General features: G+C 55.1%; 21 protein-coding genes. 17 read left to right on the top strand and 4 right to left on the bottom strand.

All coding sequences use genetic code 11. From position 1 onward, the window contains the following. Positions 1-111 precede the first annotated feature (111 nt). Both ACR0DH_RS12425 and ACR0DH_RS12420 read right to left on the bottom strand, forming a co-directional pair. Positions 112-855: an FHA domain-containing protein gene (locus tag ACR0DH_RS12425; protein WP_480544752.1), complete on the bottom strand. Its 744-nt coding sequence runs from the start codon at positions 853-855 to the stop codon at positions 112-114. Next, positions 855-1,403 (bottom strand): hypothetical protein, encoded by a 549-nt coding sequence (locus tag ACR0DH_RS12420; RefSeq protein WP_480549486.1) that lies wholly within the window; start codon positions 1,401-1,403, stop codon positions 855-857. Before ACR0DH_RS12420 ends, ACR0DH_RS12425 begins: the two co-directional genes overlap by 1 nt. Before the next feature lie 162 nt (positions 1,404-1,565). On the opposite strand from ACR0DH_RS12420, the gene ACR0DH_RS12415 reads away from it, so the two are divergent. The 13 genes from ACR0DH_RS12415 to ACR0DH_RS12355 all read left to right on the top strand — a co-directional run bounded on the left by ACR0DH_RS12415 (position 1,566) and on the right by ACR0DH_RS12355 (position 15,741). Further along, positions 1,566-2,270 carry a hypothetical protein gene (locus tag ACR0DH_RS12415; protein WP_480549484.1) on the top strand — a complete coding sequence of 235 codons (705 nt, stop codon included), beginning with the start codon at positions 1,566-1,568 and terminating at the stop codon, positions 2,268-2,270. A 58-nt stretch (positions 2,271-2,328) separates the two neighbouring features. Beyond that, positions 2,329-2,796, top strand: a complete 468-nt coding sequence (locus tag ACR0DH_RS12410; RefSeq protein ID WP_353010189.1) for a hypothetical protein — start codon at positions 2,329-2,331, stop codon at positions 2,794-2,796. 76 nt (positions 2,797-2,872) lie between these two features. Then, positions 2,873-4,390, top strand: a complete 1,518-nt coding sequence (locus ACR0DH_RS12405; RefSeq protein WP_480549482.1) for an FHA domain-containing protein — start codon at positions 2,873-2,875, stop codon at positions 4,388-4,390. A 32-nt stretch (positions 4,391-4,422) separates the two neighbouring features. After that, on the top strand, positions 4,423-5,043 hold the full coding sequence (locus ACR0DH_RS12400) for an FHA domain-containing protein (protein ID WP_480549480.1): 621 nt from the start codon (positions 4,423-4,425) through the stop codon (positions 5,041-5,043). A gap of 5 nt (positions 5,044-5,048) precedes the next feature. Then, complete coding sequence (locus tag ACR0DH_RS12395; protein ID WP_480549478.1) at positions 5,049-6,278, top strand: PP2C family protein-serine/threonine phosphatase; 1,230 nt, start codon at positions 5,049-5,051, stop codon at positions 6,276-6,278. Between the two features lie 14 nt (positions 6,279-6,292). Beyond that, positions 6,293-7,381: a serine/threonine protein kinase gene (locus ACR0DH_RS12390; protein WP_480549476.1), complete on the top strand. Its 1,089-nt coding sequence runs from the start codon at positions 6,293-6,295 to the stop codon at positions 7,379-7,381. A gap of 53 nt (positions 7,382-7,434) precedes the next feature. Next, a complete protein-coding gene (locus ACR0DH_RS12385) occupies positions 7,435-8,637 on the top strand; it encodes a trypsin-like peptidase domain-containing protein (protein WP_480549474.1) in 1,203 nt (400 codons plus the stop codon). Further along, the gene (locus ACR0DH_RS12380; protein ID WP_480544761.1) at positions 8,618-9,349 is read left to right on the top strand and encodes an ATP-binding cassette domain-containing protein; all 732 of its coding nucleotides are present in this window, start codon (positions 8,618-8,620) and stop codon (positions 9,347-9,349) included. Before ACR0DH_RS12385 ends, ACR0DH_RS12380 begins: the two co-directional genes overlap by 20 nt. Next, positions 9,349-10,539 carry an ABC transporter permease family protein gene (locus ACR0DH_RS12375; protein ID WP_480544762.1) on the top strand — a complete coding sequence of 397 codons (1,191 nt, stop codon included), beginning with the start codon at positions 9,349-9,351 and terminating at the stop codon, positions 10,537-10,539. Before ACR0DH_RS12380 ends, ACR0DH_RS12375 begins: the two co-directional genes overlap by 1 nt. Beyond that, positions 10,532-12,163 (top strand): formylglycine-generating enzyme family protein, encoded by a 1,632-nt coding sequence (locus tag ACR0DH_RS12370; protein WP_480549472.1) that lies wholly within the window; start codon positions 10,532-10,534, stop codon positions 12,161-12,163. The genes ACR0DH_RS12375 and ACR0DH_RS12370 overlap by 8 nt, the downstream gene beginning before the upstream one ends. Positions 12,164-12,180: 17 nt before the next feature. Then, positions 12,181-12,441 carry a hypothetical protein gene (locus tag ACR0DH_RS12365; protein ID WP_170535048.1) on the top strand — a complete coding sequence of 87 codons (261 nt, stop codon included), beginning with the start codon at positions 12,181-12,183 and terminating at the stop codon, positions 12,439-12,441. Positions 12,442-12,449: 8 nt separating this feature from the next. Continuing rightward, positions 12,450-13,787, top strand: coding sequence for a serine/threonine-protein kinase (locus ACR0DH_RS12360; RefSeq protein WP_480549470.1), 1,338 nt, complete (start codon positions 12,450-12,452; stop codon positions 13,785-13,787). Positions 13,788-13,797: 10 nt separating this feature from the next. Next, entirely contained in the window at positions 13,798-15,741 is a 1,944-nt protein-coding gene (locus ACR0DH_RS12355; protein ID WP_480549468.1) for a vWA domain-containing protein, read from the top strand. A gap of 61 nt (positions 15,742-15,802) precedes the next feature. Here the strand turns inward: ACR0DH_RS12355 and ACR0DH_RS12350 are convergent, their stop codons facing one another. Next, positions 15,803-17,587, bottom strand: coding sequence for an ABC transporter ATP-binding protein (locus ACR0DH_RS12350; RefSeq protein ID WP_480549466.1), 1,785 nt, complete (start codon positions 17,585-17,587; stop codon positions 15,803-15,805). A 387-nt stretch (positions 17,588-17,974) separates the two neighbouring features. Between ACR0DH_RS12350 and ACR0DH_RS12345 the strand changes: the two genes are divergently transcribed. Together ACR0DH_RS12345 and ACR0DH_RS12340 are read left to right on the top strand one after the other, a co-directional pair. After that, positions 17,975-18,775 carry a glycosyltransferase family 25 protein gene (locus ACR0DH_RS12345; RefSeq protein WP_480549464.1) on the top strand — a complete coding sequence of 267 codons (801 nt, stop codon included), beginning with the start codon at positions 17,975-17,977 and terminating at the stop codon, positions 18,773-18,775. Next, complete coding sequence (locus ACR0DH_RS12340; RefSeq protein WP_480549462.1) at positions 18,772-19,659, top strand: hypothetical protein; 888 nt, start codon at positions 18,772-18,774, stop codon at positions 19,657-19,659. Before ACR0DH_RS12345 ends, ACR0DH_RS12340 begins: the two co-directional genes overlap by 4 nt. A 14-nt stretch (positions 19,660-19,673) precedes the next feature. Here ACR0DH_RS12340 and ACR0DH_RS12335 read toward each other — a convergent pair whose 3' ends face one another. Then, positions 19,674-20,516: a 6-hydroxymethylpterin diphosphokinase MptE-like protein gene (locus tag ACR0DH_RS12335; protein WP_480544769.1), complete on the bottom strand. Its 843-nt coding sequence runs from the start codon at positions 20,514-20,516 to the stop codon at positions 19,674-19,676. Positions 20,517-21,190: 674 nt separating this feature from the next. Between ACR0DH_RS12335 and glf the strand changes: the two genes are divergently transcribed. Continuing rightward, positions 21,191-22,360 carry a UDP-galactopyranose mutase gene (gene glf / locus ACR0DH_RS12330; protein ID WP_480544770.1) on the top strand — a complete coding sequence of 390 codons (1,170 nt, stop codon included), beginning with the start codon at positions 21,191-21,193 and terminating at the stop codon, positions 22,358-22,360. A gap of 78 nt (positions 22,361-22,438) precedes the next feature. Then, positions 22,439-26,005, top strand: a complete 3,567-nt coding sequence (locus ACR0DH_RS12325) for a glycosyltransferase (RefSeq protein ID WP_480549460.1) — start codon at positions 22,439-22,441, stop codon at positions 26,003-26,005. Positions 26,006-26,093: the final 88 nt, after the last annotated feature.

Genomic DNA, 26,093 nt, shown 5'->3' with positions numbered 1-26,093 from the left:
AGAGCGCGAGGTGTGAATTTTACCTCGCCATTCAATTTGTATGCGGCGGTATACGAAAAGCGCACAAGTTGCAAGAGTAGCAGGTGTGGCGCCATGTCTCGGTTTTGTCGTTTAACGAATGATCGCGATCCAGACATCCCCAACACGGAACTGACTGACAGAGCCAAGCCGGACAGGTTTATCCGGTGCAATTTGCCGCCCGCGCACCCAGGTTCCATTCGAAGAACCCATATCCCGAATTTGAAGCTGGTTGCCCTTGGCAATCTGCAAGATGCAATGTTTGCCCGACGCGCCCTTGCTGCGTGTCAATGCCAGATCGGCCCAACCGGGATCGCGCCCGATTTTGATCTGCCGCGAGGATTTGAGGCCCTTGACCTGATTGAAAACCAGGGTCTTGCCACGATCCGGTCCGGATTGCACACGCAGCCGCCAAAGGGTCACCAAGCGCGGCGCCATCGGGCTGAACCAGCGGACTTCAGCAGCCCTGTCATATCGTGCGGCGGTGTTTGGGTTCAGACCCATCAGACCCAGCGTCATGATCTTTTTCATGGCGCGTGTGGACCGGCGCACGGGTGAAACCGGCTTGCCGCTTTTGTCACGCATCGTCAGGCGCAGGACAAAGCGGCCAAGGGTTGCGCCGCTCAGCACGCCTTCGCAGATCAGCCAGTAGATGAGGACCATCGCCAGATAAAGCCCCGCCGTCAGGGCAGGGCCTGCACGCAGCAGCCCAAGCTCTTGCCGCAACACGGGTTCGATAGTAGCGCAAACAAATGCCAGAAACATGAAATCGAACAGCGCAGCCGCGCTGAGCAGGCGGGCGGCGTTTTTGTCGTCCAAAGGGCCCCCGATCGCCATCACCGTGCCCCCAGCATCGTCAGAATCATGAACAGCGCTGCTCCGATTGAGCACAGCATGAGCGCATCACAATGAAGCCGCAGCGCATGTTTCCCGGCTGCGTTAGAGTTGCGAAAATGAAACCCGGCGACCCACAAGGCAAGACCCATACCGACAATGGTGAACAGCAAGGTCTCGGACAGGATTTGCCGGTTCATGGCAACCGCCAACCAGTCGGCAGCACCCACAATCAATCCACCCCACAGAATGGCAACAACATAGACAGCAAAGCTCAACGCCTCATTCCGGGAACGGCTGAGCCAAGTTACCAACGCCCCCAAACCCCAGCCCAATGCGGCGGCGATGAGAATCACCAAAATCATACGAACGGGCAGCGAAAGTGTTGCCACCTCAACATTAAAGACCACCCTGGAGGTATTGTTCGCGAAATTGGATCTAACACCCAGAATAGCCAATAACGCGCCAATACCGGCGCCGATATTTCCGGCAAATGCAAAAACCTCATTCGCCAGAACCATCTTGTCCCGTAAACCAAAGGGTAATCTCATCTTAAAACTCATCCTATGATCGAATGTTCAAAAGTATTTGGTCGAATGCCAATCGAATCAGTATTCTATCTTTGCAGGTCATTTGCGAATCGTTGATTGAAAATAAAAAATATGTGAGTTCTTAATCAACTAAGAAGAAAAATTGTTTTACGGAGTAACGAGATGCGTACAGTTGCAGTGTCATTTTTTGCTGCTATTTCCCTTCTACTGACAGCATGTACCGATGAGGCTTTCCAATCTGCGTCATCATCTTCAGTAGCTGGAAAAACCCAACAGGAAAAACAGCTGGAAAAGCAGGTTAAAAGCCTGGATCAGGTGTCCAAGGACATCATTGTTAACAATACGGTTCAGGGTGCGCTGGCTGGCGCAGTTGTCGGTTGTGGTCTCGGCCTGTTGCTGGGCGGCGACGCCGGGGATTGTGCGGCTGGTGCCGCCGCAGGTGGCCTGATCGGTGGTGTCGGCGGCAACCAGGTCGGCCGTCAGGCCGCTGCTAAGAATGTTGAAATCGTCAACAGCAAGCAGGTTCTGGCAAACCTGTCGAATGTCAGCAAACAGCTGAGCTCGGTCGAAGCAAACCTGCGTTCGGTATTGGCCTCGCAAAATGCAGAACTGAAATCGCTGCGCCGTCAGCTGGACGGCGGGCAGCTGTCTCAGTCGGCTTACAATCAGCGCGTCAACGCGATCAAATCCAACCGTCAGGTTGTGTCGAACGAGTTGAAGCGCAGCGAAAAGAACATGGACAACACCATCTCGGATCTGAAGACGGCGTCAAGCAAAGGCCAACCCGGCCTGGGCGGAGCAACAAATGCCGCGGTCAGCAACAAGAACCGGCTGGCACGCACGCGGGCATCCATCAACCTGCTATAAGTTTCAATAACCCGCGTCTGACCTTGGGCGCGGGTTTTCAATTGGTAAGAGTGAGAAAATGACTTCAGATCTTCTTCGTTTTTCAAGACCTTTCGCCCTTGTCGCCGTTACCGCTGTTGCCGGATGTACTGGTTCAACAGATCCAACAACGGCAACTTTGTTTGACAATATTGCTAACCTGAATTCCGGTGAATACGACCGCCAGATCGCAAATAATAAGGCGCAGGCGGACGCTATTATTGCACAGAACAAAGCGGCAGAGCAGCGCAATGCGCAATTGGCGGCGCAAAGCAATGCCAACAAAGCCGAAATCGACTCGCTGCGCAGGCAGATTGCTGACGTAAAGGCTCAGGGTGCGAAGGCGCGTGCCGCCTCGGCCTCGGACCCTGTAAAACTGCAGCAGGTTCAGGCGCTGGACAATCAGCTGAACGCGGTCGAGCGTGACGTTAACAGCGGTGCAAGTTCCGCCGCCATCTCGTCCGAACTGAGCCGGATCAAGTCGGCGTATCGCGCGCTGTCCATATAATTCTAATCACGTCAGGTCGGCGCTTGTCGGCACATGCGACGACCGGGACGTCTTGCCTGAGGGGGGTCTTGGGATCGTGACCTACGGATTTTTACGCAGATTGGTGGCGCTTGCTGCCGCTTTGGTCATTTCGGGCGTAGCCCACGCGCAAGAGGGTAAGACTCGCGCGCCAGCCACCGGGCTGGCTATCTTGGATTGTGCGCCCTCCGATCCCGCACCCGAGGACAGCTGCCTCGTGCGCGTACCTTCCGGCAATCAGCGTGGCGATATGAGCTTTCGCTCGCTTGGCGACGCACAGGCCGATTTCGAGTTTGTTAAATCTCTGGATGACATCCCAGGCAACCTGACCCTTTCGGCGACAATGGTTCTGATTGACCTCTCCGTTGGAGAGCGCAGCGCGCGCGTGCGCAGCTGGAACCGCGAGCGCGAGCTGATTTCGCGCGTTGTGACCAATCTACCAACGGATGAAAAAGTCGCAATCTATGGGTTCGGCAATGATATTGTTGAGTTATCGCCCTTTTCGACCAACCGTTCTCAGGCCGAAGACGTGGTTGAGGGGCTCGAGATTAAGGAACAGAACACCCGTCTGGTCGCCAACGCGACCCGTGCGATCGAATTGCTAAGCCAGCAAGATGACGTGCTGCTGAAGAACCTGATCCTGATCACGGACGGGGATGAGGAAGGTTTGGCCACGGTTGAAGAAATCACCGAGGCCGCCGAGCGCGAGGGCGTTTCGGTCTCCGCCCTTGGCATGTTCTGGCGGGCACAAGGCAATGCCCGCACCACGCGCGGCATTGACGTACTGAAACGCCTGACCGATCCGCAAAATGGCCTGATGGAAGAGGTGTTTTTGCAAAATCAATCTGACGCCAATACCGTGGTGTCAGATTTCATCCGGTCCTATGGCAATTCGGTCAAAGGCTCGGGCCTGATTGTGCCAGTAGGTGATCCGGCGCCTGCGCGCATTACCATCGAAATGATCGAACCGGTTGTCGGCCAGCCGGGACAAACCCAGACCAAGAGCTATTCTGCCGAGTTCCAGCCCGTGGTTGACCCAACGCCAGAGCCTGAACCAGAGCCCGCGCCAGAACCCGAGGATGAGATTTTCGGGTTCCCGGCGCTTTATGTCTACATCGCGGGTGGCGTTCTGTTGCTGCTGCTTCTGCTGCTGGCGGTGCTACTGGCGCGGCGCGGTTCGGGGGGTGAGCCCGAGGATGATCTGGAGGCTGGCGATTTCGACGATGGCGACGCAACAGGTATGCCGCAGCCACAGGATGAGACGCGCACAGTCGCAACTGCACCTCCGCCGATTGCCTTTCTGGTTCGGGTGGATAACGGGCATCGTTTCCCGGTGCCCGCGGGACGCTCGACCATCGGGCGTAGCAGTACAAACGGGGTGGTCATCCCCGATGGCGGTGTGTCGCGTGTGCATGCGGAACTCAGCGGTTCGCCAGACGGACGATTCACCATCAGCGATCTTGATAGTTTGAATGGTACGCTGATCAATGAGCGCAAGATCAAAGGCGTGCAGAGAGTAAATGTGGGTGACACAGTGGGCCTTGGGTCCGTTCGCCTGAAACTGGTCCGGGCATAGTCCGGGACCATACACACAGGAAAGGTGAAGACATGGGCAACGACAACAAGACAAGCTGGCTGTTCGACAAGGACGACGAAGAGCTGAACGACGATCTGGATTTTGGAGCAGATGACGGGTTCACCGAAAGCATCTCGCCCTCGGATGACGAGGCGACACATGCCATGCCAAGCGGATCATCCTTCAGTGAAGCGCCGACTGAATATGTCGAAGATGAGAAGACGCAGATCTACCATGGTGGTATGTCCAAGAACTTCTCGGACAAGGCCGAATTTGATCCGATGGTCGACCCGATTACCGGGTGGCTGGTTGTGGTCAAAGGTCCGGGGTTGGGCCAGTCGGTCAATCTGGGCTCGGGCATGAACACGCTGGGCCGCGACAGTGGCGAGCGTGTTGCATTGGATTTCGGCGACAAGATGATTTCCGGCAAGGACCATTTGCGCGTGATCTTCGATGATGCCAACCGGGTGTTTTTTGCTGCCCCGGGCACGGGCCGTAACATCAGCCGTGTAAACGGTCAGATCGTGGCCACAACCATGCCCCTGGAAAACTACGCGCTGATCGAGTTGTCGAAACAGACGCATGTGCGCTTTGTGGCCTTCTGCAACGAGGATTTTGACTGGTCAGAGCTGGCCGACAGCGCTGACGACTGATCCCGATGACAATCATCAGCGGCAAACAAAGCCTCGGCCAGCGCGAAAATCAGGAAGACGCGTTCGATCTTGTCTATCAGAACGAACGCGACCCGAAATCCGACATCCTGATGCTGGTTGCCGATGGAATGGGTGGCCACGCTGGGGGGGAGGTTGCATCCAACCTAGCCCTGTCGGCGTTCAAGAAGCATTTCATCGGGGGCTCGGACGCGCCGCGCCCGCGGGACCGATTGCAGGAGTCGCTGACGGCGGCAAATGAAGCCTTGCGCCAGCGCATTGCCAGCCAGCCCGATTTGAAGGGCATGGGATGCACTCTGATCGCGGCGCTCAAGCTGGGCGATCGGCTGGTTTGGGTTTCCGTCGGTGACAGCAGCTTGTTTCTGTTGCGCGACGGACGCCTGAAAAAGCTGAACGCAGATCACTCGCTTTATGGTGAATTGTTGCAGATGGTTGCTGCCGGCAAGATCACGCAGGAAGAAGCGGACAGCCACCCGCGTCGCAATGCCTTGCGCTCGGCGCTGATGGGGGACCGGATTTCGCTGACCGATGTCAACGCCATCAGCCTGAAACCCGGCGATGTGGTTCTATCCTGCTCGGACGGGTTGGATACACTGTCGCAGTCTGAAATCCGGGATATCCTGCAAGTTGGCAAAAGCCGCGATATGCGCGGTGTCGCCTCGGATCTGTTGAACGCGGTCGAGGCGAAAGGAAAGCCTAAACAGGATAACACAACCGTCGTCGTCTACGCTCATGTCCAGGACGGCATGAGCAGCATGCTGCGTGGAAGCCAATGGGCGTTTCACAACACCGGCGGCAATGGGAATACGCTTAAATATGCAGCGATTGGTCTTGGGGCTTTGGCCCTTGTTGCGGCGGCTGGCGCATGGCTGCTGCGGCCTGATCCAGTCGAAGTCACGCCAGAGCCTGAGCCCGTCCAAAATCCGCCATCACAAGAAGAACGCAGTATTGGTGACAGCACTGTCGATGATGACCCAATTGCGTCCGACCCGAATAGCGACGAGGAGCCGTTAACAGAGCCTGAAGGCCAGGTGCCAGAGGCTGAAGAACCGCAGCCAGAAGAACCCCCTGCACCCGAGGAAACGACCCCAGAACCCACCGATCCATCTGCGCCCGAAGAACCAGAAAGCACAGAGCCGGTGGAGCCGGCAACGCCAGCGCAGCCTCCGGCAGAGGATGATGCTTCAGTAGAAAATCCTAGTGGCGAAGGAAGGTAGTTCTGACGGTGTCGGTGCATTTGCCAAAAGGAGAAACCTTTGCCGGTTACGTTCTCGGGGACGTATTGGGGCAGGGGGGCTTTGGCATCACCTACCGTTCGCGCAACCGCGAAACCGGCGAGCGTTTTGCGATCAAGGAGTATTTCCCGGCTGACTATGCAGACCGAGGCCCCAACAACGCTGTCTCGCCCACGTTCGAGGGGCGGCAGCTGTTTCACATGGGATTAGAGGCCTTTCTGCAAGAAGCCAATCTGTTGCGTGATCTACCACAGCAGCAGGGCCTAATGCGCGTGCGGGCTGCATTCCGAAAACACGGCACAGCCTATTGCGTGATGGAGTATATTCACGGCGATCCACTGGACCGGATGATGGCGCGCATGATTGATGCCCGCGGATCGGTCCCGCCCGATCTTGTCACCACTTTCCTTCACTCGATGCTGAATGCCCTGGATGCGGTTCATGATGTCGGTGTGGTCCACCGCGATATGAAACCGGCAAATGTCATGATTCGTAAAGACGGGCAGCCCATTCTGATCGATTTTGGCGCTGCTCGCCTGATGGGCAAATCCAGCGGTCTGGCGTCAATGTTCACACGCAAATACGCGGCGATTGAGCAGTTTCCGGCGGATAAAACCGGATTGACCGGCAGTGTGCAGGAAGGCCCGTGGAGCGATTTGTTTGCCCTTTCGGTCATCCTGTATGAGATGGTTTCGCAAAGCCTTCCGCCCAACGCCGAAGAACGCTGGAAAGAAAAACGGGCGACAGGTCGTGACCCCTACGTCCCGGTACGCCACAACCTGAAGCGCAATCGTGTTCAGGAAAAATATGATGATGCCTTGCTGAATGCTATCGATCTTGGCTGCAGGTTGCTGCCGCGTGATCGCATCCGCACAGCGCGTGACTATGCGCGGCTCGCGGGCATTGATCTGCACGGAGCGGTGCCCGGTCCTGACCGGCCAGAACGAGAGCCTCGCGCGAAACCTGTTAGCCGCCCAAGGCCGCGCCCAAAGAAAAAAACCGGAGGCCGCAAGGCTTCAATATTGGTGTTGCTGTTGATCCTGATCGTGGCAGCGGCCGTCATTGCATATGGAATACTGATTTGAAGATTGTAGCTTTAACTCGTTCCCTTTGTTTTACGGCCGCCTGGCTGTTCGGTATGACCTGCGCTGCCGCTGCGCAAATCGCGCCGGATATCGTTGCGGAAACGGACAAGGCGGTTGGACGAGCGGTCGTGGACGTCAGCGGCGGGCAAGCAACTGGATCAGGATTCGTCCTGTCAGAACTGCCCGAAGGTGGCGGTTACTACTACATCACCAACCATCATGTGATTAACGGTGGCCTGAACATACAGGTCGGGTTCAAACAGGATGACCGGGTCTTTTTATATGATGCGAAGGTTCTGCATGCCTCGCGCGAACTGGATTTGGCCGTACTGCGCATTGTCCCGCAGGAACCTAGCGGACATAGGCCCGGATTTCTGTCTCTGCGCGAAGGCAAGGCACTGAAGGGTGAACAGGTGGCTGCCATCGGCTATCCCGGTTCCTCGGACCAGATCAATGCCGGGCGGGATATGTTGCCTTTTTTTGAAACGACGTTGACCCAGGGTGCGATCAGTAAGGTTGCTCCGGGATCATTCAATGAAACGGGGCGGACCCTCGAAATTGTGCAGCACACAGCATCGGTCAATCCCGGCAATTCGGGCGGACCATTGATCGACTATTGCGGATCGGTACTGGGTATCAACACCGTCATCTCGGTCTGGAACTCGGATGGTCGCACGCCAACAAACAACACATTCTGGGCCTCGTCAGCGAACCCAATATCCGGTTTTTTGCGGGATGCGGGCATTCCCTTTAACGCGCACCAGCAGGAATGTGATCCAGACAACCCGGACTTTGTAGGCGGTGGTGCGAAAGACAACAGCCTGCTGATCATCCTGGCCGTACTGGCTGGCGCCAGTGCAGCGGTGATCGGCGGTATCTATTTCGTAGTTTCGCAAAGCAAAGCCGATGGCGGATCAAAATCCGCGCGCGCGAGTGGGTCGGCCAAACCTTCGGGCCGGGCCATTCTGGCTGTCAGCATGGATGGAAAATCCGAACGGTTCAGCGCCGCCCAGCTACAGTCGGGGGTCACGATAGGCCGCGCCAGCGAGAACACGCTGACCATCACCGATCGCAATCTCAGCCGCCGCCATGCCAGCCTGTCGTTGCAGGGGCGCAAGATGATGCTGACCGATCTGGGCTCGTCCAACGGCACCAAGGTCGATGGCCGCCGTCTGAAACCGAATGAACCGGTTCAGATCAACACCAAGTCCAAGGTTGAACTCGGGGGGGTAGCGCTTGTCCTCAGACGTCCCTGATACGGTTCTGTCGATCCGCAACCTTGGGATCGAACGCGCGCCCGGTTTCTTTGTGGTGATCGAAGAGCTGGAACTGAGCGCAGGTGAGACCATCGTTCTGGACGCGGTCAGCGGGGCGGGCAAAAGCACAGCGCTGGGGCTGATTGCCGGGGCGCTGCCGCTGACGGACCTGCCGGATATGCTGCATGTGATCGGCGGGGTGACGGTCACGCCGGACACCCCGAGGGCCGAATTTGCCGGGCCCGACAAGCTGGGCTTTGTACTGCAAACCAATACGCTGGTGCCGTATCTGAGTTTGCAGGAGAATATTGAACTGCCCGTTCGTGTCGCCGGGCAGGTGCCGGATGCAGAATGGCAGGATCACCTGATCCGCGCTATGGGGCTAAGGGACCTGACCGCCCGCAAACCGGGTCAGTTGTCGGTGGGCCAACGCCAACGCGCCTCGGTCGCGCGGGCGTTGCTGGGGCAGCCCGCGTTGCTGTTGCTGGACGAGCCGGTCTCGGCCCTCGACCCCGCCAATGTGGCCGAGGTCGAAGGGTTGATCGTACATCTTGCTGCCGAGGCCGGGTCGGCCGTCGTACTGGCCAGCCATCAGGCGCAAACGGGTGAGTTTGCGGACACCCCCCGTGCCGATCACCGACTTCTGGATCATCAAGGGCAATCCTATTCGATTTTCTCGACAGTAGGCCGCGCGGCGGCGAGGGTGGCGTGATGGTGCGGATACCAGCCATGTTGGCCCTGCGCGAATTGCGCCATGACTGGCAGTCGGCTTTGTGTTTTGTCGCCGCCCTGGCCGGCGTTCTTGGCCCTCTGCTGATCATTCTGGCGCTGAAGAACGGGATCATAGGCACCATGGTCGGCCGGTTGATCGAGGACCCGTCGAACCGCGAAATCCTGGCCATTGGGGCCGAGCAGCATGATGCGGCCTTCTTCGCCGCCCTGGGCGCGCGGCAGGATGTCGGGTTCATCGTTCCCGCCACCCGCTCGATCAACACATCCGCCAACGCGGTGCGGCATGAGGCGCAGCGCAAACTGGAGCGCGCGGTGCCTCTGATCCCATCGGCTGCGGGTGATCCGCTGATCGACGGCGAACCCGTTGCGCCGGGTCGCGTGTGGGTCTCGGACAAACTGGCGCAGGACCTTTCGGTCTCGGCCGGGGATACAGTTGACATGATCATCGGGCGCGAAGTGGATGGGCAACGCGAAAACGCCCGTCGCGATCTGCAGGTGATTGGCGTATTGCCCCCCGAAATTTGGCCGCGTCCTGCCATCTTTCTGTCGCTGCCCGATCTTCTGGCGGTCGAGCGGTTTCGCGACGATCTGACCTCGACCCCCGCAAACTGGACCGATCCGGTGGCCGAGCCCGAGACCTATGCCAGTTTCCGCCTTTATGCGCGCTCGCTGGAGGATATCGGAACCTTGTCTGCCAATCTGGCCGAACAGGGGCTGCAATCGCGTCCTCGAGCTGAAAACGCGGCCCTGTTGCTATCCTTCCGGCGCAATCTGAACATACTGTTCACAGCTATCGCCGCGCTGGCCATGTTTGGCTTCTGGGCCGCGATGTCCGCCAATCTACGCGGAATGGTCGAGCGGCAGCGGGTCATTTTCAGTCTGTTTTCCATGCTGACCATGCCCGACCGGCAGCGCTGTGTAATCCCGGTGGTCCAAAGCCTTGCGTTGGTGCTGGGCGGCGTGATCGCAACGCTGATCATCATACTGCCCTTCCTGCTGGCCATCAACGCCACGTTCGAAACCGCCCCCGGCGAATCTGTTGCGCGCCTTTATGCGGGCGATGTGTTTGCAACACTGGTTCTGGGCGCCGTGACGGCGGTAACCGCAGCGATCTGGGCCGTATTTGCCGTGCGCAATGTCGAACCTCAGGAGGTCTTGACCCATGCCTAAATTGACCCGCCTTGCCCTGGCCCCTCTGATCGGTCTGTTGACCTTCTCCGCAACCGCGCAGGCACAAGACATCAGTTGGCGCGAGAAATACTATAATCCGCAGCCTGCGGATGGGGACCTGTCCCTGCCCATGCCCTGCGGCGGGGCGATGACCTTCCGCAAGGTGGCAACGCCCAACACAGATGGCGTGATCGGCGATGTCTCGGTCGTGCTGGGGCAGGAGGGCAGCGATCAACCCTATCTGAACGGCCTGCGCCGCGCCTTTGTCTCGGGCGCGTTTGCCGATCCCGAAGGTGCGGCCAAGGGCTATTTCTACATGGCCAAGTATGAGCTGGCGCAGGCACAGTGGGATGTGGTCATGGTTGGCTGCCCCGACAAGGAGCCGCGTCGCCGTGGCTTTGTTCCGGCGGTTGGGAATACCAAGCTGGACTATCAGCGCTTTGCAGAGGCCTACACCCTGTGGCTGATGGAGAATGCACCCGACAGCCTGCCCCGCGTCGGCGATACGCGGGCCTATCTGCGCCTGCCCACCGAGGAGGAATGGGAGTATTCCGCCCGTGGTGGTCTGGCGGTGGATCAATCCCTGTTCCGCGCTCCTCTGCCGCCCGTGCCGGAAGGCACGCCACAGGATGAATACATCGCCCATGGCGGCACGGCTTCTGCGGGGGGCAAATTGCAGGTGGTTGGTTCTCTGAAGCCCAACCCTTTGGGTCTGCATGACATGCTGGGCAACGCGGCCGAGATCGTGGGAGATCCGTTTGCTCTGGTCCGTCACGGGCGACTGCACGGTCAGGCAGGGGGGTTCGTGAAACGCGGTGGCGATGCCCGAACGCCTTTGGCTGACATCACATCCTCGACCCGGTTTGAGGTTCCGCCCTTTGACATCCTGTCCAACACCGCCTCGGCGGATCGCTTCACCGGTACCCGGTTGGTACTACAGGGCCTGGCCATCACCTCGGCGGATCAGGATCAGGCGCTGAAGGACGGGCTCGCCGAACTGGCGCGTCCGGATGAAGGGCTGGCCTCGGCCGCAAGCGAACAAGAGGCGATGGAGTTGCTGGATGAGATATCAGCGGAAACCCTGTCGGATCGAACCAAGACGCAATTGGCGGTGATCAAGGACACGCTGAACAGGGGCCGGGTTGAGCGCAACGCACAAAGGGATCAATCGGTCAGGCTGATCCTGACCTCGGGCGTTCTGGTCTGCGGCCAGGCGCTGCGCCGCTATCTGAACGCTCTGATCTCAATGCTGACAATCCAGCCCGAGCTTGACGCCATCGAACGCGAGGCGCGCGCCGCCGGGGATCAGGAGTTGTTGAAGGAAATTGAGATCGCCCGACAAGAGGCCGCCGCAAAACTCAGGGAAATCGAAGAGAAAGCAAAGGCGGATGTGGTTGAGTATGCCAACCTGATCGAAGGGTTGGTCGATCAATACTCGCCCGTGTTGCTGCGCAAACAGATCGATTTCATCTACCCCACCGAAGAAAGCCGGGGACGTGAGCGGGCAAACTGTCTGGCGCTGGTGCAGGATCATATCGGCGCGCGCAGCGTCGCGGGATATTCGGATTTGGATCAAATCGCGGACGATATTCAGGGGCTGGCCCTATCGTTCATGGAAGACTGACTTGGAAAGGTTGAAGAATGAGGGATGTATTGAACAAATCGCTGGAGGTTCTGGTTTGGATCACCACCGCGCTGTCGATTATCTTTTTCTGTTTCACCGCTGTGACCATGCTGCGCCTGTCGCCGCTCGGTCCGGATACAACCACGATCATCGCCGCTTTCCTGACGGTGGTGTTCGGGATCACATCGTCGCTGGTATTTGCCGGTATCTGCTTTCAGATCATGGATATCCGCACCTTTAGCAAGCACAGCGCCATCAGCCTGAAAAACCGGAGGTAAGGACACCCATGGAACACTCGGTACTTGGCCTGAAACCCGGCAGCGTTCTGCAGGATACGTACGAGATCAAATCCCTGCTGGGCGAGGGCGGCATGGGAGCCACCTTTCGTGGCCTGAACCGGGCCAGCGGGCATGAGGTAGCGATCAAGGTCATGACGCCCAGCTTTGCCAAGAACCAAAAGGCCGTTGATCTGTTCCGGCGCGAAGCGAACCTGCTGCGCACCGTGCGCAGCGATGCCGTGGTACGGTTCGAAACCTCGATGCTGGACAAGGATGGTCGTCTTTTCCTGGTGATGGAATTTGTGCCCGGTCATCCGTTGGCGCACTACCTGAAAAAAGGGGCAAGGCTGTCCTCGGATGATGTCTTGAAACTGGGTCTGCGCCTGTCGCAAGGGCTTGAGGCCATTCACAAGCTGGGCATTGTCCACCGCGATGTGGCACCGGATAATGTGATGATCTCGCATGATGATATCAATCAAGCCAAGTTCATTGATTTTGGCTTGGCGTCAGACAGTGTTGGGACGGACAAGTCCATCATCGGCGACAGTTTTGCAGGTAAGCTGCGCTATTGCGCGCCGGAACAGTTGGGCCTGTTCGGCAATGAGGTGTCTACTGCCACAGACGCCTATGCGCTGGGGCTGGTCTTGATGCGGACCTCGGGGCTGGAGCTACCCGGTGAAGGCAAAGGGTTTGCAGCGGTTGAAGACCGGAAGGCGGATGTCAAAATCACCGATCCCAAGGTTGCACCCGGTTTGAAATGGGCGCTGGAGCAGTTGCTGAAAGCCAACCCAAAAGATCGCCCCTCCGACCTGCCCGGATTGTTCCGTCAAGCGCTGAACGGCGAGGTAAAAAAGAAGCCCTCAGCAGGCGCTGCCCAGCCTCAAGATGCAGTGCCGTCCGAGGAAAGCTCTGGCGGCAACAATATGCCCATGATCGCGGCTGGAATCGTCGCTCTGGCCGTCATAGTAGGCGCTGCGTGGTATTTTCTTGTCGGCCCCGGTGGTCAGTCGGCCAAGGTCAATGAATCCGTTGTCGTTGCACAAGAGGCGGTCGCAGCAGACAATCCCTTGACCGCGGCGCGCGATTTGCTGGCGGCGGGTGGGGCTCAGAATCTGGATGCGGCCCTGGGCGCTTTGATTGCCATCAGCAATGATCAAGAACTGTCGGAACAGGACCGGGCAGACGCCAATATCCTGATTGCTGAAATGTATGACCCTGAAACCCATAGTACAGTGACTTCCCCTTTTCCGCGCCCCAACCCCTCGGCGGCGCGGCGATACTATCAGCGCGCAGCTGATCTGGGATCAGACCCGGCGCGCGAAGCCCTGAACAGATTGGGCGAGTGAGGAGACGGATATGATGTTGAGACGGATACTCCTTCTTGTAACGGCGCTGGTGCTGGCCGGGCCGCTGCTGGCGCAATCGAAATCACCATTGCCTATCGAGGGCAAAACCAGCCTGTTCCAGCGCGTGCTGATCCGGGAACGGGTCGAAGCGCGCGCTGAGCCGGAAAGCGAAAGCCCCGGCACGGCCCTGTCTCCGCTACAGGTGTTCTTTGTCTATGACCGCAATGGCGATTGGATGCAGATTGGCGCCACTGATCAGGGAGACGACCTGATGTGGGTGCCTCAGGCCGCGACGGTCGACTGGAACCAAAACATCGTTGCGACGCTAGAAGGCAGTGACAATGTGGGCCGGGTTTTGTTCTTCAACGATATCGACCCGATTTACGACATCATCGAAAGCGAAAATCCCGCGGATCTGGCTGCGGATGCGCGGGATGAAGCGCTGGCGGCTGAGCAGGGGGGAGACCCATCGGAAACCGTGATCGCCCTTGGCCCGCGTGAGACTATTGATCAACGGCAGAACCTCTACGTCATGCCGATCCTATCGACCGAAGAGGCGGTGTTCGACATCGGGCCCTTTGTCAATCTATTGCAAGTCGCCGTCGCCAGCGCCAACGCACCGAACCCACCAGCCGCCCCAAGTGGTCAGGCTGCGGGTGATCTGAAAACCGGGGTGGTTTTTGTCGTCGACACGACCATTTCCATGGAGCCCTACATTCGCGCCACCCGCGATGCGCTGCAGGAAGTGTACCGCGAGGCAGCCTCCTCGGATGCAGCCGATGCGGTCAGCTTTGCCCTTGTGGGCTATCGTGACAGCCTGCAAGCCGCGCCTGATCTGGGTTATGACGTTAAGACCTTTGTGGATTTGCAGCAGGGGCTGGATGTCGAGAATTTTCTGGCCGGGATCGACCAGATGCAGGAAGCGAAGGCCAGCAGTAAGAACTTCCGCGAAGACAGTTATCGCGGGATCGAACATGCCCTGCAGGATATGGATTGGAGCGATTTCGGAAGCCGGTTCATCGTTCTGGTAACCGATGCGGGCCCGCGCGAATTTGATGATGAATATTCCTCGACCGGTCTAAGCGCTGAAAGCCTGAACCGCCTTATTCGCGAGCGGATCGGGGGCGCTATGGCCGTCATGCATCTGCGCACCGCACGCGGAGCCAAGGATCACCCCTCGGCCGAGGCGGCCTATAAGCAACTAACAGCATTTCCGAACTCGGCGCCGCTGTACTTTCCCATCGAGAACGGCGATCCCACCATCTACAAGGACACAGCTCGCCAATTGGGTCAGTTCGTGGCGCAACAGGCGTCGTCTTATCGCGGCAGCGACGGCGACGCCCTATTGGATGAAGATGCAATCGTCGATGAGGCCGAAGGCGGGCTGTTCAGCGGGCTCAACACCGCCAGCCGCACGATGCAGCTGGCCTATCTTGGTCGGACCGAAGGCGCGCAAGCACCCGATCTGTTCGAGGCTTATGTCGCCGACCGAGATTTCGACCGCACCGGTTTGAAACCACTGTCTATCCGTCTGCTGATCTCGAAAGCCGACCTGAGCAATCTGGAAGAAGCGTTGCGGATCATCGTGGATCAGGCTGAACGGAACGTGGTGAACCCTGATCAGTTCTTTACCCAAGTTCTAGGTGTCGCCGCTGATATGAGCCGTCGCCCTGATCAGGTGTCACGCCAATCCGATCCAAGCCTGGCCGAGGCAGTGGCTTTGGACGAGTATCTGGCCGATTTGCCTTATAAATCACAGATTATGGCCATTACCGAAGACGATTGGGTTCGTCTGCCCATTTCTGAACAGCAGACCATCGTCAATGGCCTCTATGACAAGATCGAACGCTATCGTCGCTACAATGAATCGACGGATCAGTGGGTCGACTATCTGGGGGCAGGGCCACAGGCGGGCAATCTATTGTATCCCATGTTGTTGGACGATCTGCCCTAGAACAGGTGAACAATCCAATAAAAACCGGGGCCTCGGGATACTTCCGCTGCCCCGGTTTTTTTTATTCTGCGACCTTAGTTTTTTCAGCACTCTTTTTAAACTGTTGGTCATAAAGCCTGCGGAAGCTGCCGTTGCGGGCGATCAGCTGATCCAGATTGCCTTGTTCGACAACGGCCCCGTCCTGAATCACCATGATATTGTCCGCTTCAAGAATCGTGGACAGACGGTGCGCGATGACGACCACTGTCATGTCCTTTGTCAGCGCATCCAGCGCTTCGCGCACCAAGTTTTCGGATTCTGCATCGAGAGCGCTCGTGGCTTCGTCCAGCAACAGAATCTCAGCCTTACGCAAAATCGCGCGCGCAATAGCCAGACGCTGTTTCTGACCCCCGGAGAGGAAGGCACCGTTCTCACCGACCAGAGTATCATAACCATTCGGCAGCTCGGAAATGAAATCATGTGCGTGTGCGGCACGGGCCGCGTCAAAGATTTCCTCATCGGTTGCATCAGGCGCGGCAAAGCGAAGGTTCTGCATCACCGTCGTCGAGAACAGGAAGGTATCCTGGCCCACGTAAGAGATTTTCTTGCGCAGCGACGCAAAACTCGCATGGCGGACATCATGGCCATCGATTTCGACTGTGCCTTCATTGGGGTCGTAAAACCGCATGATCAATCCGAAAATCGTAGACTTGCCACCCCCGGACTGGCCGACCAAAGCAGTGGTTTGCCGCGCTGCAAAGGTTACGCTCATATCTTCGATCACTGAAATTGAGCCCTGATAGCCAAAGGTCACATTGCGCAGCGCGATCTCACCTGGACCGTCCGGAATATCCTCTGCGTCGGGACTCTCGGTCATCGTGTCTTCTTGATCCAGCAACCCGAATACCAGGCTTACGCCAACCATCGCTGCTTCGATCTGAACGCGCATCTTCGACAGGCGTTTAGCTGGCTCATAAGCCATCAGTAACGCGGTGATGAACGACATCAGTTGACCTGCAGTGGGTTGCTCAGCCCCAGCAATTCCCAGTGTGCTGACGATCAGAACGCCCGCAATAGCCAGACCGGCCAGAAACTCCATCAACGGGCTGGCAATCGCTTGCAGGCGTGCAATATCGTTGGAGCGTGCCTCGACCTTTCGGATCGCGGTATCCATTCGTTTCGTCATCAACTCTTCGAGCGACAACACTTTTATCACTTTGATTCCAGCTGAGGTTTCTTGGAGCACGCGGATAATCTCAGCAAGCGATGTGAATTCCGCTTGCATGATCTTTCGCACACTTTTCAGCAGTTGACGAACTCCGAGCAATGCTATCGGACCGACAATCAGAAACATAACTGACAAAAGTGGCTGCTGATAAACCATAACAGCGATCAGACCCACGAGTGTGAGCAGGTCTCGTACAAAGCCGGTTACGAGCACATCGATCAAAGTACGGGCGGCTTGTGCACCGTGCGTCGTTCGCATCAAAAGTTCTGATGATTCGTTTTGGCCAAAAAAATCGACACCGTGCCGAAGGAGTTTACGAAAAACTTTATCTTGCTGCGCCGCAACAATCCGATTTCCAGCCCGGGCGAGGTAAATCGCCTGAATATAGGTTGCCGCAGCTTTTAACAGGAACAAGCCAACAACTGATAGTGCGATAATCGGAGCCCACCCACGCATCTCCGGGCTGGTCATGGCATCGACGATGTACTCCATCATATAGGCCGCGCCCGCAGTGGTGGCAGCGACCAATATCATCGCCACGATTGCGATCCCGTACATCCAGCCTTGTGCATAGAAGCTTTCGCCAATCAGGCGGCCCATATAGCCGGACCGCCAGTTGTTCCAGGCGCGCTTAATCATTGCGTTCTCCAGATCATGAAACCATGCGCTCGCTCAGATAACCTAAAATCATTTTGGCCAAAAGGGCAGATACCCAAGCGTGACAGAGTGACCTTTCAATTGGTCGCGTATTGACGACGGCAACGTGTCATCATTTTGGCGTGCTCAGGTAAGTATGATCCAAGTATTATGCAACAGTAAGCAAAAGGAATGATGGCGATCCGACGCCACGAACCTCCTAGTCCCAACCATTACATCCTTGAGAGAATTCACAGTTTTCCTACCTGAGCGGTTATTTGCCACCAGAGCCCTGCTAGTTATTTGCGCAGGTTTCCCCTGCGTTTATGGCTTGTGATTGTTATACTTGACCCCTAGAACCCTGCCAGATTTCGTTTAGGTAAGCCACCCGTGTCGATTAAAGCCGTCATTCTAAGCCTTCCAAGGGACATTGATCGGCGCAACGCATGTGAAGCGGAATGTACGCAGCTGGGGTTGTCACACTCTTTCTTCAACGCCATCTACGGCGATCAACTGTCAGACGCGGATGTATCGCGCGTTTACGATGCCAAAAGGAACCGGCGCGCGTTCAAAAGACCGCTTAGCCGCAATGAAGTAGCCTGTGCCTTGGGCCATCTGAAAATCTGGCAAGCAATCGCTGAGGCCGAAGATTCCCTGACCCTTGTGCTGGAAGATGATGCGACATTTCTTCAGAATCCGATGCCATTTCTGGATGCATTGTCCAAGTCATCGGAGCGTTATCAAGATGTTATGATCAAACTGGATGGTATGGCGGGCAATGGTGGGCAGGTTTTGGCTTCGGTGACAGATCAAAGCCTGATCCTGACGGATCGACTGCCACCTAGGACAACAGGCTATGTCATTGGTCGCAAAGCGGCGGCGCATCTGGCAGCTGTCCATGCCCCGTTTGCCCGCCCCGTCGATATCGACCTGAAGTTCTACTGGGAACACCAAGTGCCAATTCTGACGTTGGCGCATCAAATGGTTGCAGAACGCGGAACTTTTGACAGTACAATCGAGGCGAACCGCAACCGCAAGAAAGCCGGTTCTTCTCTGGGGCGCTTTCTAAGCAATGCGCTATACCAAATCAGATACAGTTATGGGCGGCTTAGTCATCCGCTCAAACCTGCCGAGATTGCGGGACTAACACCCCTTCTAGACAACCGAAGCGGGGCTCAGGACAGATCATGAAGAAAAACCTAGTTGTTGTCCGGGCAGGCGGAAAATCCTTGCATCCGCGCTGGCAAGAGATTTCGTATGAAGATCGCAACTATGATCTGCTGATCAGCTTTTTCTCGGATGAGGCATTTGCTGCGTTCAAGCCCGAACCGGGGGTCGAGGCCGTTCTGGTTAAGGGCGGGAAATGGGACGGTCTGTTTCTGACCCTTTCGAGCAGGGATTTGGAAGCGTATGACTATGTTTGGCTACCAGATGACGATCTAGATATTGCAGCCCAGAATGTGAATGACCTGTTCAACGCCATGGATTCCCATGGGCTAAGGATCGCACAACCGTCACTGACACCCGAAAGCTATTTCTCGCATTTTGTCTTCAGCCAATGCCCCGGGTTTGTGCTGCGATACACCAACTACATCGAGATCATGGCCCCTTGCCTTCATCGCGATGTTCTAAAAAAGGCCTTGCCCTTGTTTCAGTCCACCATGAGTGGTTACGGCCTGGATTACATCTGGTGCCGCTGGCAAGAGGCGGGTGCGTTTCGCACAGCCATTCTGGATGAGATTGCTATGCATCACACCCGCCCGGTCGGCAAGAACCTCAAATCCGCTATGGCCGCAAGCGGCAACCAAAGCTCGGAAGAGGAAGAGGCGGTTCTGAAAGAAATGTTCGATCTTTCACGCCGCACGGTTCCGATTGTATTTGCTGGCGTCTTGAACGGTGGCCAGCCAATCTCGGGCCGGGTGCAGGTTGGCTGGCGTATGTGCCGTGCGTGGTGGGCGATGTTGTCGGATTTCCGAAGCAAAAGCGAGGCCCGCGCAGGAATCTTCAAAATCGCCCGCCGCCAGCTGAGCAAACCGCTTGAGATGGGAGCTATTTCACTTAGTTCACCGAGGTAATAAAGCAGAGCGGGTCACGGCATTCTCGCGCCTTTTGACCCACGCGCCAAAACACTCTCGAGGCTTTCACGCCGGAACGTGTTCAACGCAGTTTTTCTAGAACAATTGATAATCTGCACGCCCAAAGCCTGCGTTTCGGCTTGAGCCTTCGCGTACGAGACATCCAGCACGTGAAGGTTTGGCGAATGCCATTTTTCACCTGGTTTCCTGTACTTTGGATGAAAGTGGTTTTGTTCACCATCATGAACCATTACACCCTGTTCACCCTCCACTGTACGACCCAGCGTATATGAATGGTCTAGACCCAATACGCAGACCTCTTTGAAACCCATGGCTATCGCCATTTGTATTTGCGTATAAACGATTGTCGATCCCCACGCGATTCCGGTTTCAAAGCTGGGGCTGAAACTGGGGAAGTCCGGATCTTCTAATGGAGTGTCCCAGTTGTTAGGTGGCAATATTGGGAACTGCACCACATTTGATAAGGGTTCACGATTGTGAAACATCTGTACGGGAAAGAGCTTTTGGCTGCCTTGCAGTTCTTTGATTTCGTCGAGGCATTGCTCAAATACCAACCTGTCTTCAACAGAATAGAAATTCGGGCGCCAATCTGTTTCGTCATAAATTAGAAATATCTTGTTGGAAGCAAATGAGACTTCGCCCTTAATTAGTTCAAGATCCGCAACAGTCAGGCTTGGCCCATTCCCAATAACAAAACACCTCTCGCCATCGTACTTGTTTGCAAGCTGCGCTAGTATTTTCCTATCGGTTTTCCCAATCTCGCTGAAAATTTGTTCCCGGTAATTTGATGAAAACGCCCTTTTGATCTCTCGTTTTATTTTCCAAAGAGGAATCATGCTTCTTGCAGTCCTTAATGTACTTGATCATACGGTCTTAAATTTGTCGCAAGATCATCGGGTGGCGAAACCGACCGTTGTAGTGTGGGCCTACCGACTGACTTACAACAAGACTTGAACACTTGTCCACGCGCCTAAAACGAGAGACTTTGTGCGTGACCGCCGATGGGCTTCGATCGAAGCCTGCACAACGCTTGTGCATTTGTCTCAACTTACACGGAATAGATGAGCGAGTTCTTGCTCGTCTATCGTTTGGCTTTCCCAGAACCGCTCATGGAACCGAAACCGCCGAACCATCTGCATTTGGCGAAGGCGGTGAAGATTTGCGCCAAACTGGGTCCGCCCGGCAGGTTATGTGGCCTCGCAAATCGATGCTGGATCGGTAAGCAGTCACAATGAAGACCTTTTGAGACAGCGGTGTTTGTCTTTGAGAACATTAGAGGATTAATGCAGAGTTTGTTGTGTCGCGACGACCGCGGACATGCGACGCGAAAACCGGGGCGACAGTGCTTGCTCTAGGTCGGCCGAACCGCTGCGACATGTGACCTATTCGATCAAAAATGGGGGCGCGCGCCTTTCACATCCGTGTATCGACATGAAACAAAGCCGTGTTGCAACGGGTCAGGCAATCCGATAGTGCTTTGCCGAATTTATGCAGGTAACCTAGGCTAAGAATGTCTGACAAATATTTGATGGTGGGGGCCGGTCTGTCCGGCGCTGTGATTGGACGTCATCTGGCCGAAGCAGGTCACGATGTTGTTGTTGTCGACACCCGTGAACATATTGGTGGCAACTGCCACACTGAACGTGATGAAAACACGGGCGTTATGGTTCACACCTACGGTCCACACATCTTTCACACCGATGATCAAGAAGTATGGGATTATGTCAATCGCTTCGAGACGTTTTTGCCTTATAAAAACCGAGTAAAGACAACGTCGCAATACCCAGATGGGTCGCGCGGCGTGTTTTCTCTGCCAATCAATCTACACACGATTAACCAGTTCTTCGGTAAAACAATGGGGCCAGATGAGGCCAAGCAGTTTGTGTCTGAACAGCAGGCCGACACTACAATTGACAACCCGCAAACCTTCGAAGAACAAGCCATGCGCTTTGTGGGGAAGGACCTATATGAGGCCTTCTTCAAGGGATATACGATAAAGCAGTGGGGCCTGCATCCATCGGAATTGCCCGCGTCGATTTTGAAGCGCTTACCCGTAAGATTCAATTACGACGACAACTATTTCTTTCACAATTATCAGGGAATGCCTGAAAATGGCTACAGCAACATGATTGCAGCCATTTTGGAGCATCCCAATATCACTGTTAAGTTGAATACCCGTTTTACGCGTGAAATGGGATCTGGCTATGATCATGTTTTTTATTCCGGCCCTCTGGATGGGTATTTTGACTACGAGTTGGGGCGCTTGGGATACCGCACCCTGGATTTTGAGCGGTTTGAGTATGAGGGCGACTACCAGGGTTGCGCCGTTATGAATTATGGCGAAAAAGATGTGCCCTATACACGGATAACCGAGCACAAGCATTTTTCTCCCTGGGAACAACACGACAGGTCTGTGTGCTACCGCGAGTATTCGCGCGCAGCCGATGTTGATGACATCCCCTACTATCCGATCCGACAAGTTAAGGAAAAGGAACTGTTGAGTGCGTATGTCGATTTAGCTAACGCGACCAACGGCGTCACGTTTGTAGGTCGACTGGGTACTTATCGATACTTAGACATGGATGTCACCATCCGAGAGGCTTTGGATACTGCTCGTAGTTTTGAAGGTATCGCCGAGAAGGGCGAGCGTGCTCCAGCCTTTTTTGTCGCGCCTCTCTGATCCTAGACAAGGACATAGAATTCCTTTTGCAAGAGGTCCCTCATAGCAAACGGCGCCGCCCATACAAAGGTATATTGAATGACTAGAAATGCGATCGTCTTCACTGCGAACACCATGCACGTGGCGCAGGCAAACTTGATGATTGATTCCCTTTTTGACCCAGAAAGAGGGAACTTCCAGGGCGATTTGTGGGTGATCTCAACGCATTTGAGCGCCCAGTGCCAACGATACTTGGACAGCCGTGGCATTCGCTATCTGATCAACCCTCTAATGAGTTTTCAGCAGTGGAACTACCGCACTGAGATCGCGCGTTCACAACCTGAGTTTCGGGATGGAAGCCTGAACGAGGATGACGCATTCCTGCTCTACCGCAACAAACGTATGAGCAAGCTGATTATCTGTGATTGGGTTGAGAAGTTCGGGCAAAACTACGATGGGCTAGCGCTATGCGACAACGACCTTTACTTCCAGCGAGATGTGAACGAGCTGTTTGAAAAATCGGCACAGGTCGACTCGGACGTGCTGTGGTACTGGCAGGAAGAAAACAAGAACCTACCCGGCACCAATCTTTGGAAGAAAAACTTTCACTACACACGCTTGCACGACACTGACGGAATGGATTTCGGCGAACACGAAATCAACATCGGATTTGTGATTTCTTCGCCAAATCTGATGCGACACGTATTTCAGAGAGTTAACAGCCTCTTTTCAAGCTGCAACATTGAACTTTTTCGGGACTGCAAATGGCACGATCAGGATCTCGTGAGAGTCATTCGTGCTCAGGATCCGCAGATCTTCCGCCTTTTCGAAGAAGGCGATGTATTGCATCTGTGCAATGGCGGCCAAACACTGGTCAGCGAATATTGTCCGCAAGAGTTCTATCACAAGAAAACCGGCGAAAAACCCTACATAGTGCATTTCGCCGGAGGGGCTTGGAAGCCGTTCCAATCAATTTCTGCATCGTACAACGTCGATCATGAAAACTATTTCTTCATGGAAGAACAATCGGAAAGGTTCGATGCGATACGCAGCCTGACTGATTTCGACCCTTTTGATACAGAATCCGAGTACATTTCTGCACACAATATCGCTACCAAAGAAACGGCGCGAAAGCACTGGATGACGCAAACGAACGGCAGCGATAAGAAACGCATGCTGTTTTTCACTTGGCTCGATACAGGCAGCCACCAGCCATTGCGTGAAACGCTTTCAGATTTTCTTAGTAGTGAAGATTTTGATCTTGCTGTCGTCGATGGCAACGTTAAAGCATTGGACCACAGCGGGTTGCAGTTTGAGGATTTGCCTGATCTGCTTTCCAAGGTTTCAAGCACAGTCCACGACAATTATTTTGGCCGCAGCTTTGGATACAAACACGATGATGTGCCCGAGCAGGCCATAGGCGGTGCTATTGCGGCGCTTGTCAAAGAGTATGGGTGTTCGCAGAGAAACGCGCGCGCTGTGGCCAACGCGGCATATATCTACCTTAACAAAACCGTCTCTTTCTACAAACCGGACGTAATCGTCGCATGGGGTACATATCTGCTGTGCTCGCGGATCCTCAAGCAGATCTGTAAGGAACAGGGTATTCCATTCCTGACCATGGAACTTGGTGTGTTACCTCAAACCCTTGCGTTCGATTGCTTGGGACATATGGGGGAAAGCTGGGTTTCTCAAAAATCCGAAGACTTTAATCAGCTTCCGCTGACCCAGACCGACAAGGAAATGGCGGCCCAGTATCTGGAAAACGCACGTCGAGAGAAACCATCCCGCAACAAGAAACTAAAGGTGTCTGCTTCCGCGCGCACTCAACTCGACCGTATCAAGGCATCCGGTAAGAAAGTTGTTGTCTATATTGGAAGCAATTGCGCGTTTTCGGGTCATGTCCCTTACGATGAGGCTGCGCAGAAGTTTCATTCACCATTCTATGTCGACAATGATGAGGTCGTCAGAAATCTATCCCAAGCGTTTGCCAATGACCCGGATATTCAGCTGATCTACAAGCCCCACCCAATCACTATAACACGCGGTCTTGATTTGTGGACAGAGTATCCTGGCGTAACCGTACTAAGCGACGTAAACCTTGGCGACTGCCTCGACATCGCCGATCTCGCGGTGGTGAAGGTTTCGCAAGGGAACTACGAATCTCTCCTGCGCGATATCCCAGTACTGATGCTTGGAAGAAATCAGCTTAATGGGTCTGGAGCTGTCTACGAGTTGAGTAGCAAAGACGATTTGAGGTCTGACATATTCAAAGCGCTCGAGAGCGGCCTCACGGTTGAGCAGAAGGTCGCTTTCCAAGACCACGTTGCCCGGCTGCTGAAGTACTATCTGTATGGCGTGTCTGGCAAAACGCTCGGGCGGCCACAAGCACAGGTCACTAAAGATATCTTGTCATTGCTGAACTCTGATGCCGCTAAGCACCTGGAAGTTGAACAAAATGCGTTAGCAAATTATCAGAAACAAAAGCAGACGTTGAGTGCGCAGCCGAAGCTTTCGGTAGTGATGCCTGTCTACAATGGCGCCCAGTTTCTAGCCGATTGTATCAGTTCTATCCTCGCGCAAACATTTAGTGAATTTGAGTTGCTATGTGTCAACAATGGTTCGACTGACGGATCGCAGGAGATAATCGACTATTTTGCGCGGCAAGATGCGCGGGTGAAACCACTTTATCAGACCGAAGCTAATCAACGATCCGCCCGCAATCTCGGAGTACAGGAAGCTAAAGGCGAATACCTACATTTCATGGATTGCGATGATCTGCTAGTCGCCGATGCATATACTCAACTCATTTCGGCAATGAAACAGACCAAGGCAGATGTCGTCTACTTCTTCTTCAATGAACTGCGCAGCGTTCCACGATCGGCCAGACCTCGCCATTGTGAGTTTAGGAACTACCTGCCTGAACAAGAACTATTTGCTATGGAAGAAGAGCATAAGCACCTGTTTGCGCAGTACCCATTCCCATGGGCCAAGTTTTTCAGAACAGATATTGTTCGGAAAAACGAACTATACTTTGATTTGGACTGCTCAAATTTTGATGACAACCCACACAACCTAAGAGCTTTGTTGTCCTGTCAAAACATTCAAGTTTTGAACAAAGCGCTGTATCGGTTCCGGATTAATCAGAATTCGATGACGCAATCGGTGAACGCGCGTGCAACTGGGATGATCGATGCTGTTCGATTGATGAACGAAATTTACAACAAATTCGGTCGCTATGAAGAGTTTCAGAGCAGCTACGTGCCCTACAAGATGCACCTGTTGCATTTTGCCTGGACCCGTTTGCCCGAAGAGCTGAAACAAGACTATTTGGCAAAGGTATCCTCGTTATTCTTGCAAGACGACACGGAATATTTTGAGCGCGATGAGCTAGCCTCAATGTTTTCTTACATGTCACCTGAAAAGGTCGATTTTGCGAGGTCCGCGCTAAACGGTGAGATCCCGCAGCCCCCTCTTCAGGCATACAATCCGGAGCCGCGCGTCGAAACGATCAATAAAGACTGGAGCAAAGGCAAGAAGCTGCGAAAGCGTACCTCTAGGTTCTTCAAGAAGAAGGCTCCGGGATTGGTTCGTTCTGTGCATGACTTGCGCGACACACTGCGTTTAGTAAAGAAACGCTTCAAGAAATCAAAGCAGAGCCTATGATCAGCCCCACTTGAGTGGTCCAATTTGATTGTTAGTGCATGATCGGCCTTTGGTCCATCTGGACGATGGTTTCAGGCACCGGCGGCCG

Source organism: Ruegeria sp. I1, from assembly GCF_056532675.1.
Note: the sequence above shows the minus strand (reverse complement) of the source record. Positions and strands in the feature narration are given on the sequence as shown.

Coding starts and splice junctions, on each gene's coding strand:
- ACR0DH_RS12425 (WP_480544752.1), bottom strand. CDS start 855: ATGGCGATCGGGGGCCCTTTGGACGACAAAAACGCCGCCCGCCTGCTC.
- ACR0DH_RS12420 (WP_480549486.1), bottom strand. CDS start 1,403: ATGAGATTACCCTTTGGTTTACGGGACAAGATGGTTCTGGCGAATGAG.
- ACR0DH_RS12415 (WP_480549484.1), top strand. CDS start 1,566: ATGCGTACAGTTGCAGTGTCATTTTTTGCTGCTATTTCCCTTCTACTG.
- ACR0DH_RS12410 (WP_353010189.1), top strand. CDS start 2,329: ATGACTTCAGATCTTCTTCGTTTTTCAAGACCTTTCGCCCTTGTCGCC.
- ACR0DH_RS12400 (WP_480549480.1), top strand. CDS start 4,423: ATGGGCAACGACAACAAGACAAGCTGGCTGTTCGACAAGGACGACGAA.
- ACR0DH_RS12395 (WP_480549478.1), top strand. CDS start 5,049: ATGACAATCATCAGCGGCAAACAAAGCCTCGGCCAGCGCGAAAATCAG.
- ACR0DH_RS12385 (WP_480549474.1), top strand. CDS start 7,435: ATGACCTGCGCTGCCGCTGCGCAAATCGCGCCGGATATCGTTGCGGAA.
- ACR0DH_RS12375 (WP_480544762.1), top strand. CDS start 9,349: ATGGTGCGGATACCAGCCATGTTGGCCCTGCGCGAATTGCGCCATGAC.
- ACR0DH_RS12370 (WP_480549472.1), top strand. CDS start 10,532: ATGCCTAAATTGACCCGCCTTGCCCTGGCCCCTCTGATCGGTCTGTTG.
- ACR0DH_RS12365 (WP_170535048.1), top strand. CDS start 12,181: ATGAGGGATGTATTGAACAAATCGCTGGAGGTTCTGGTTTGGATCACC.
- ACR0DH_RS12360 (WP_480549470.1), top strand. CDS start 12,450: ATGGAACACTCGGTACTTGGCCTGAAACCCGGCAGCGTTCTGCAGGAT.
- ACR0DH_RS12355 (WP_480549468.1), top strand. CDS start 13,798: ATGATGTTGAGACGGATACTCCTTCTTGTAACGGCGCTGGTGCTGGCC.
- ACR0DH_RS12350 (WP_480549466.1), bottom strand. CDS start 17,587: ATGATTAAGCGCGCCTGGAACAACTGGCGGTCCGGCTATATGGGCCGC.
- ACR0DH_RS12340 (WP_480549462.1), top strand. CDS start 18,772: ATGAAGAAAAACCTAGTTGTTGTCCGGGCAGGCGGAAAATCCTTGCAT.
- ACR0DH_RS12335 (WP_480544769.1), bottom strand. CDS start 20,516: ATGATTCCTCTTTGGAAAATAAAACGAGAGATCAAAAGGGCGTTTTCA.
- glf (WP_480544770.1), top strand. CDS start 21,191: ATGTCTGACAAATATTTGATGGTGGGGGCCGGTCTGTCCGGCGCTGTG.
- ACR0DH_RS12325 (WP_480549460.1), top strand. CDS start 22,439: ATGACTAGAAATGCGATCGTCTTCACTGCGAACACCATGCACGTGGCG.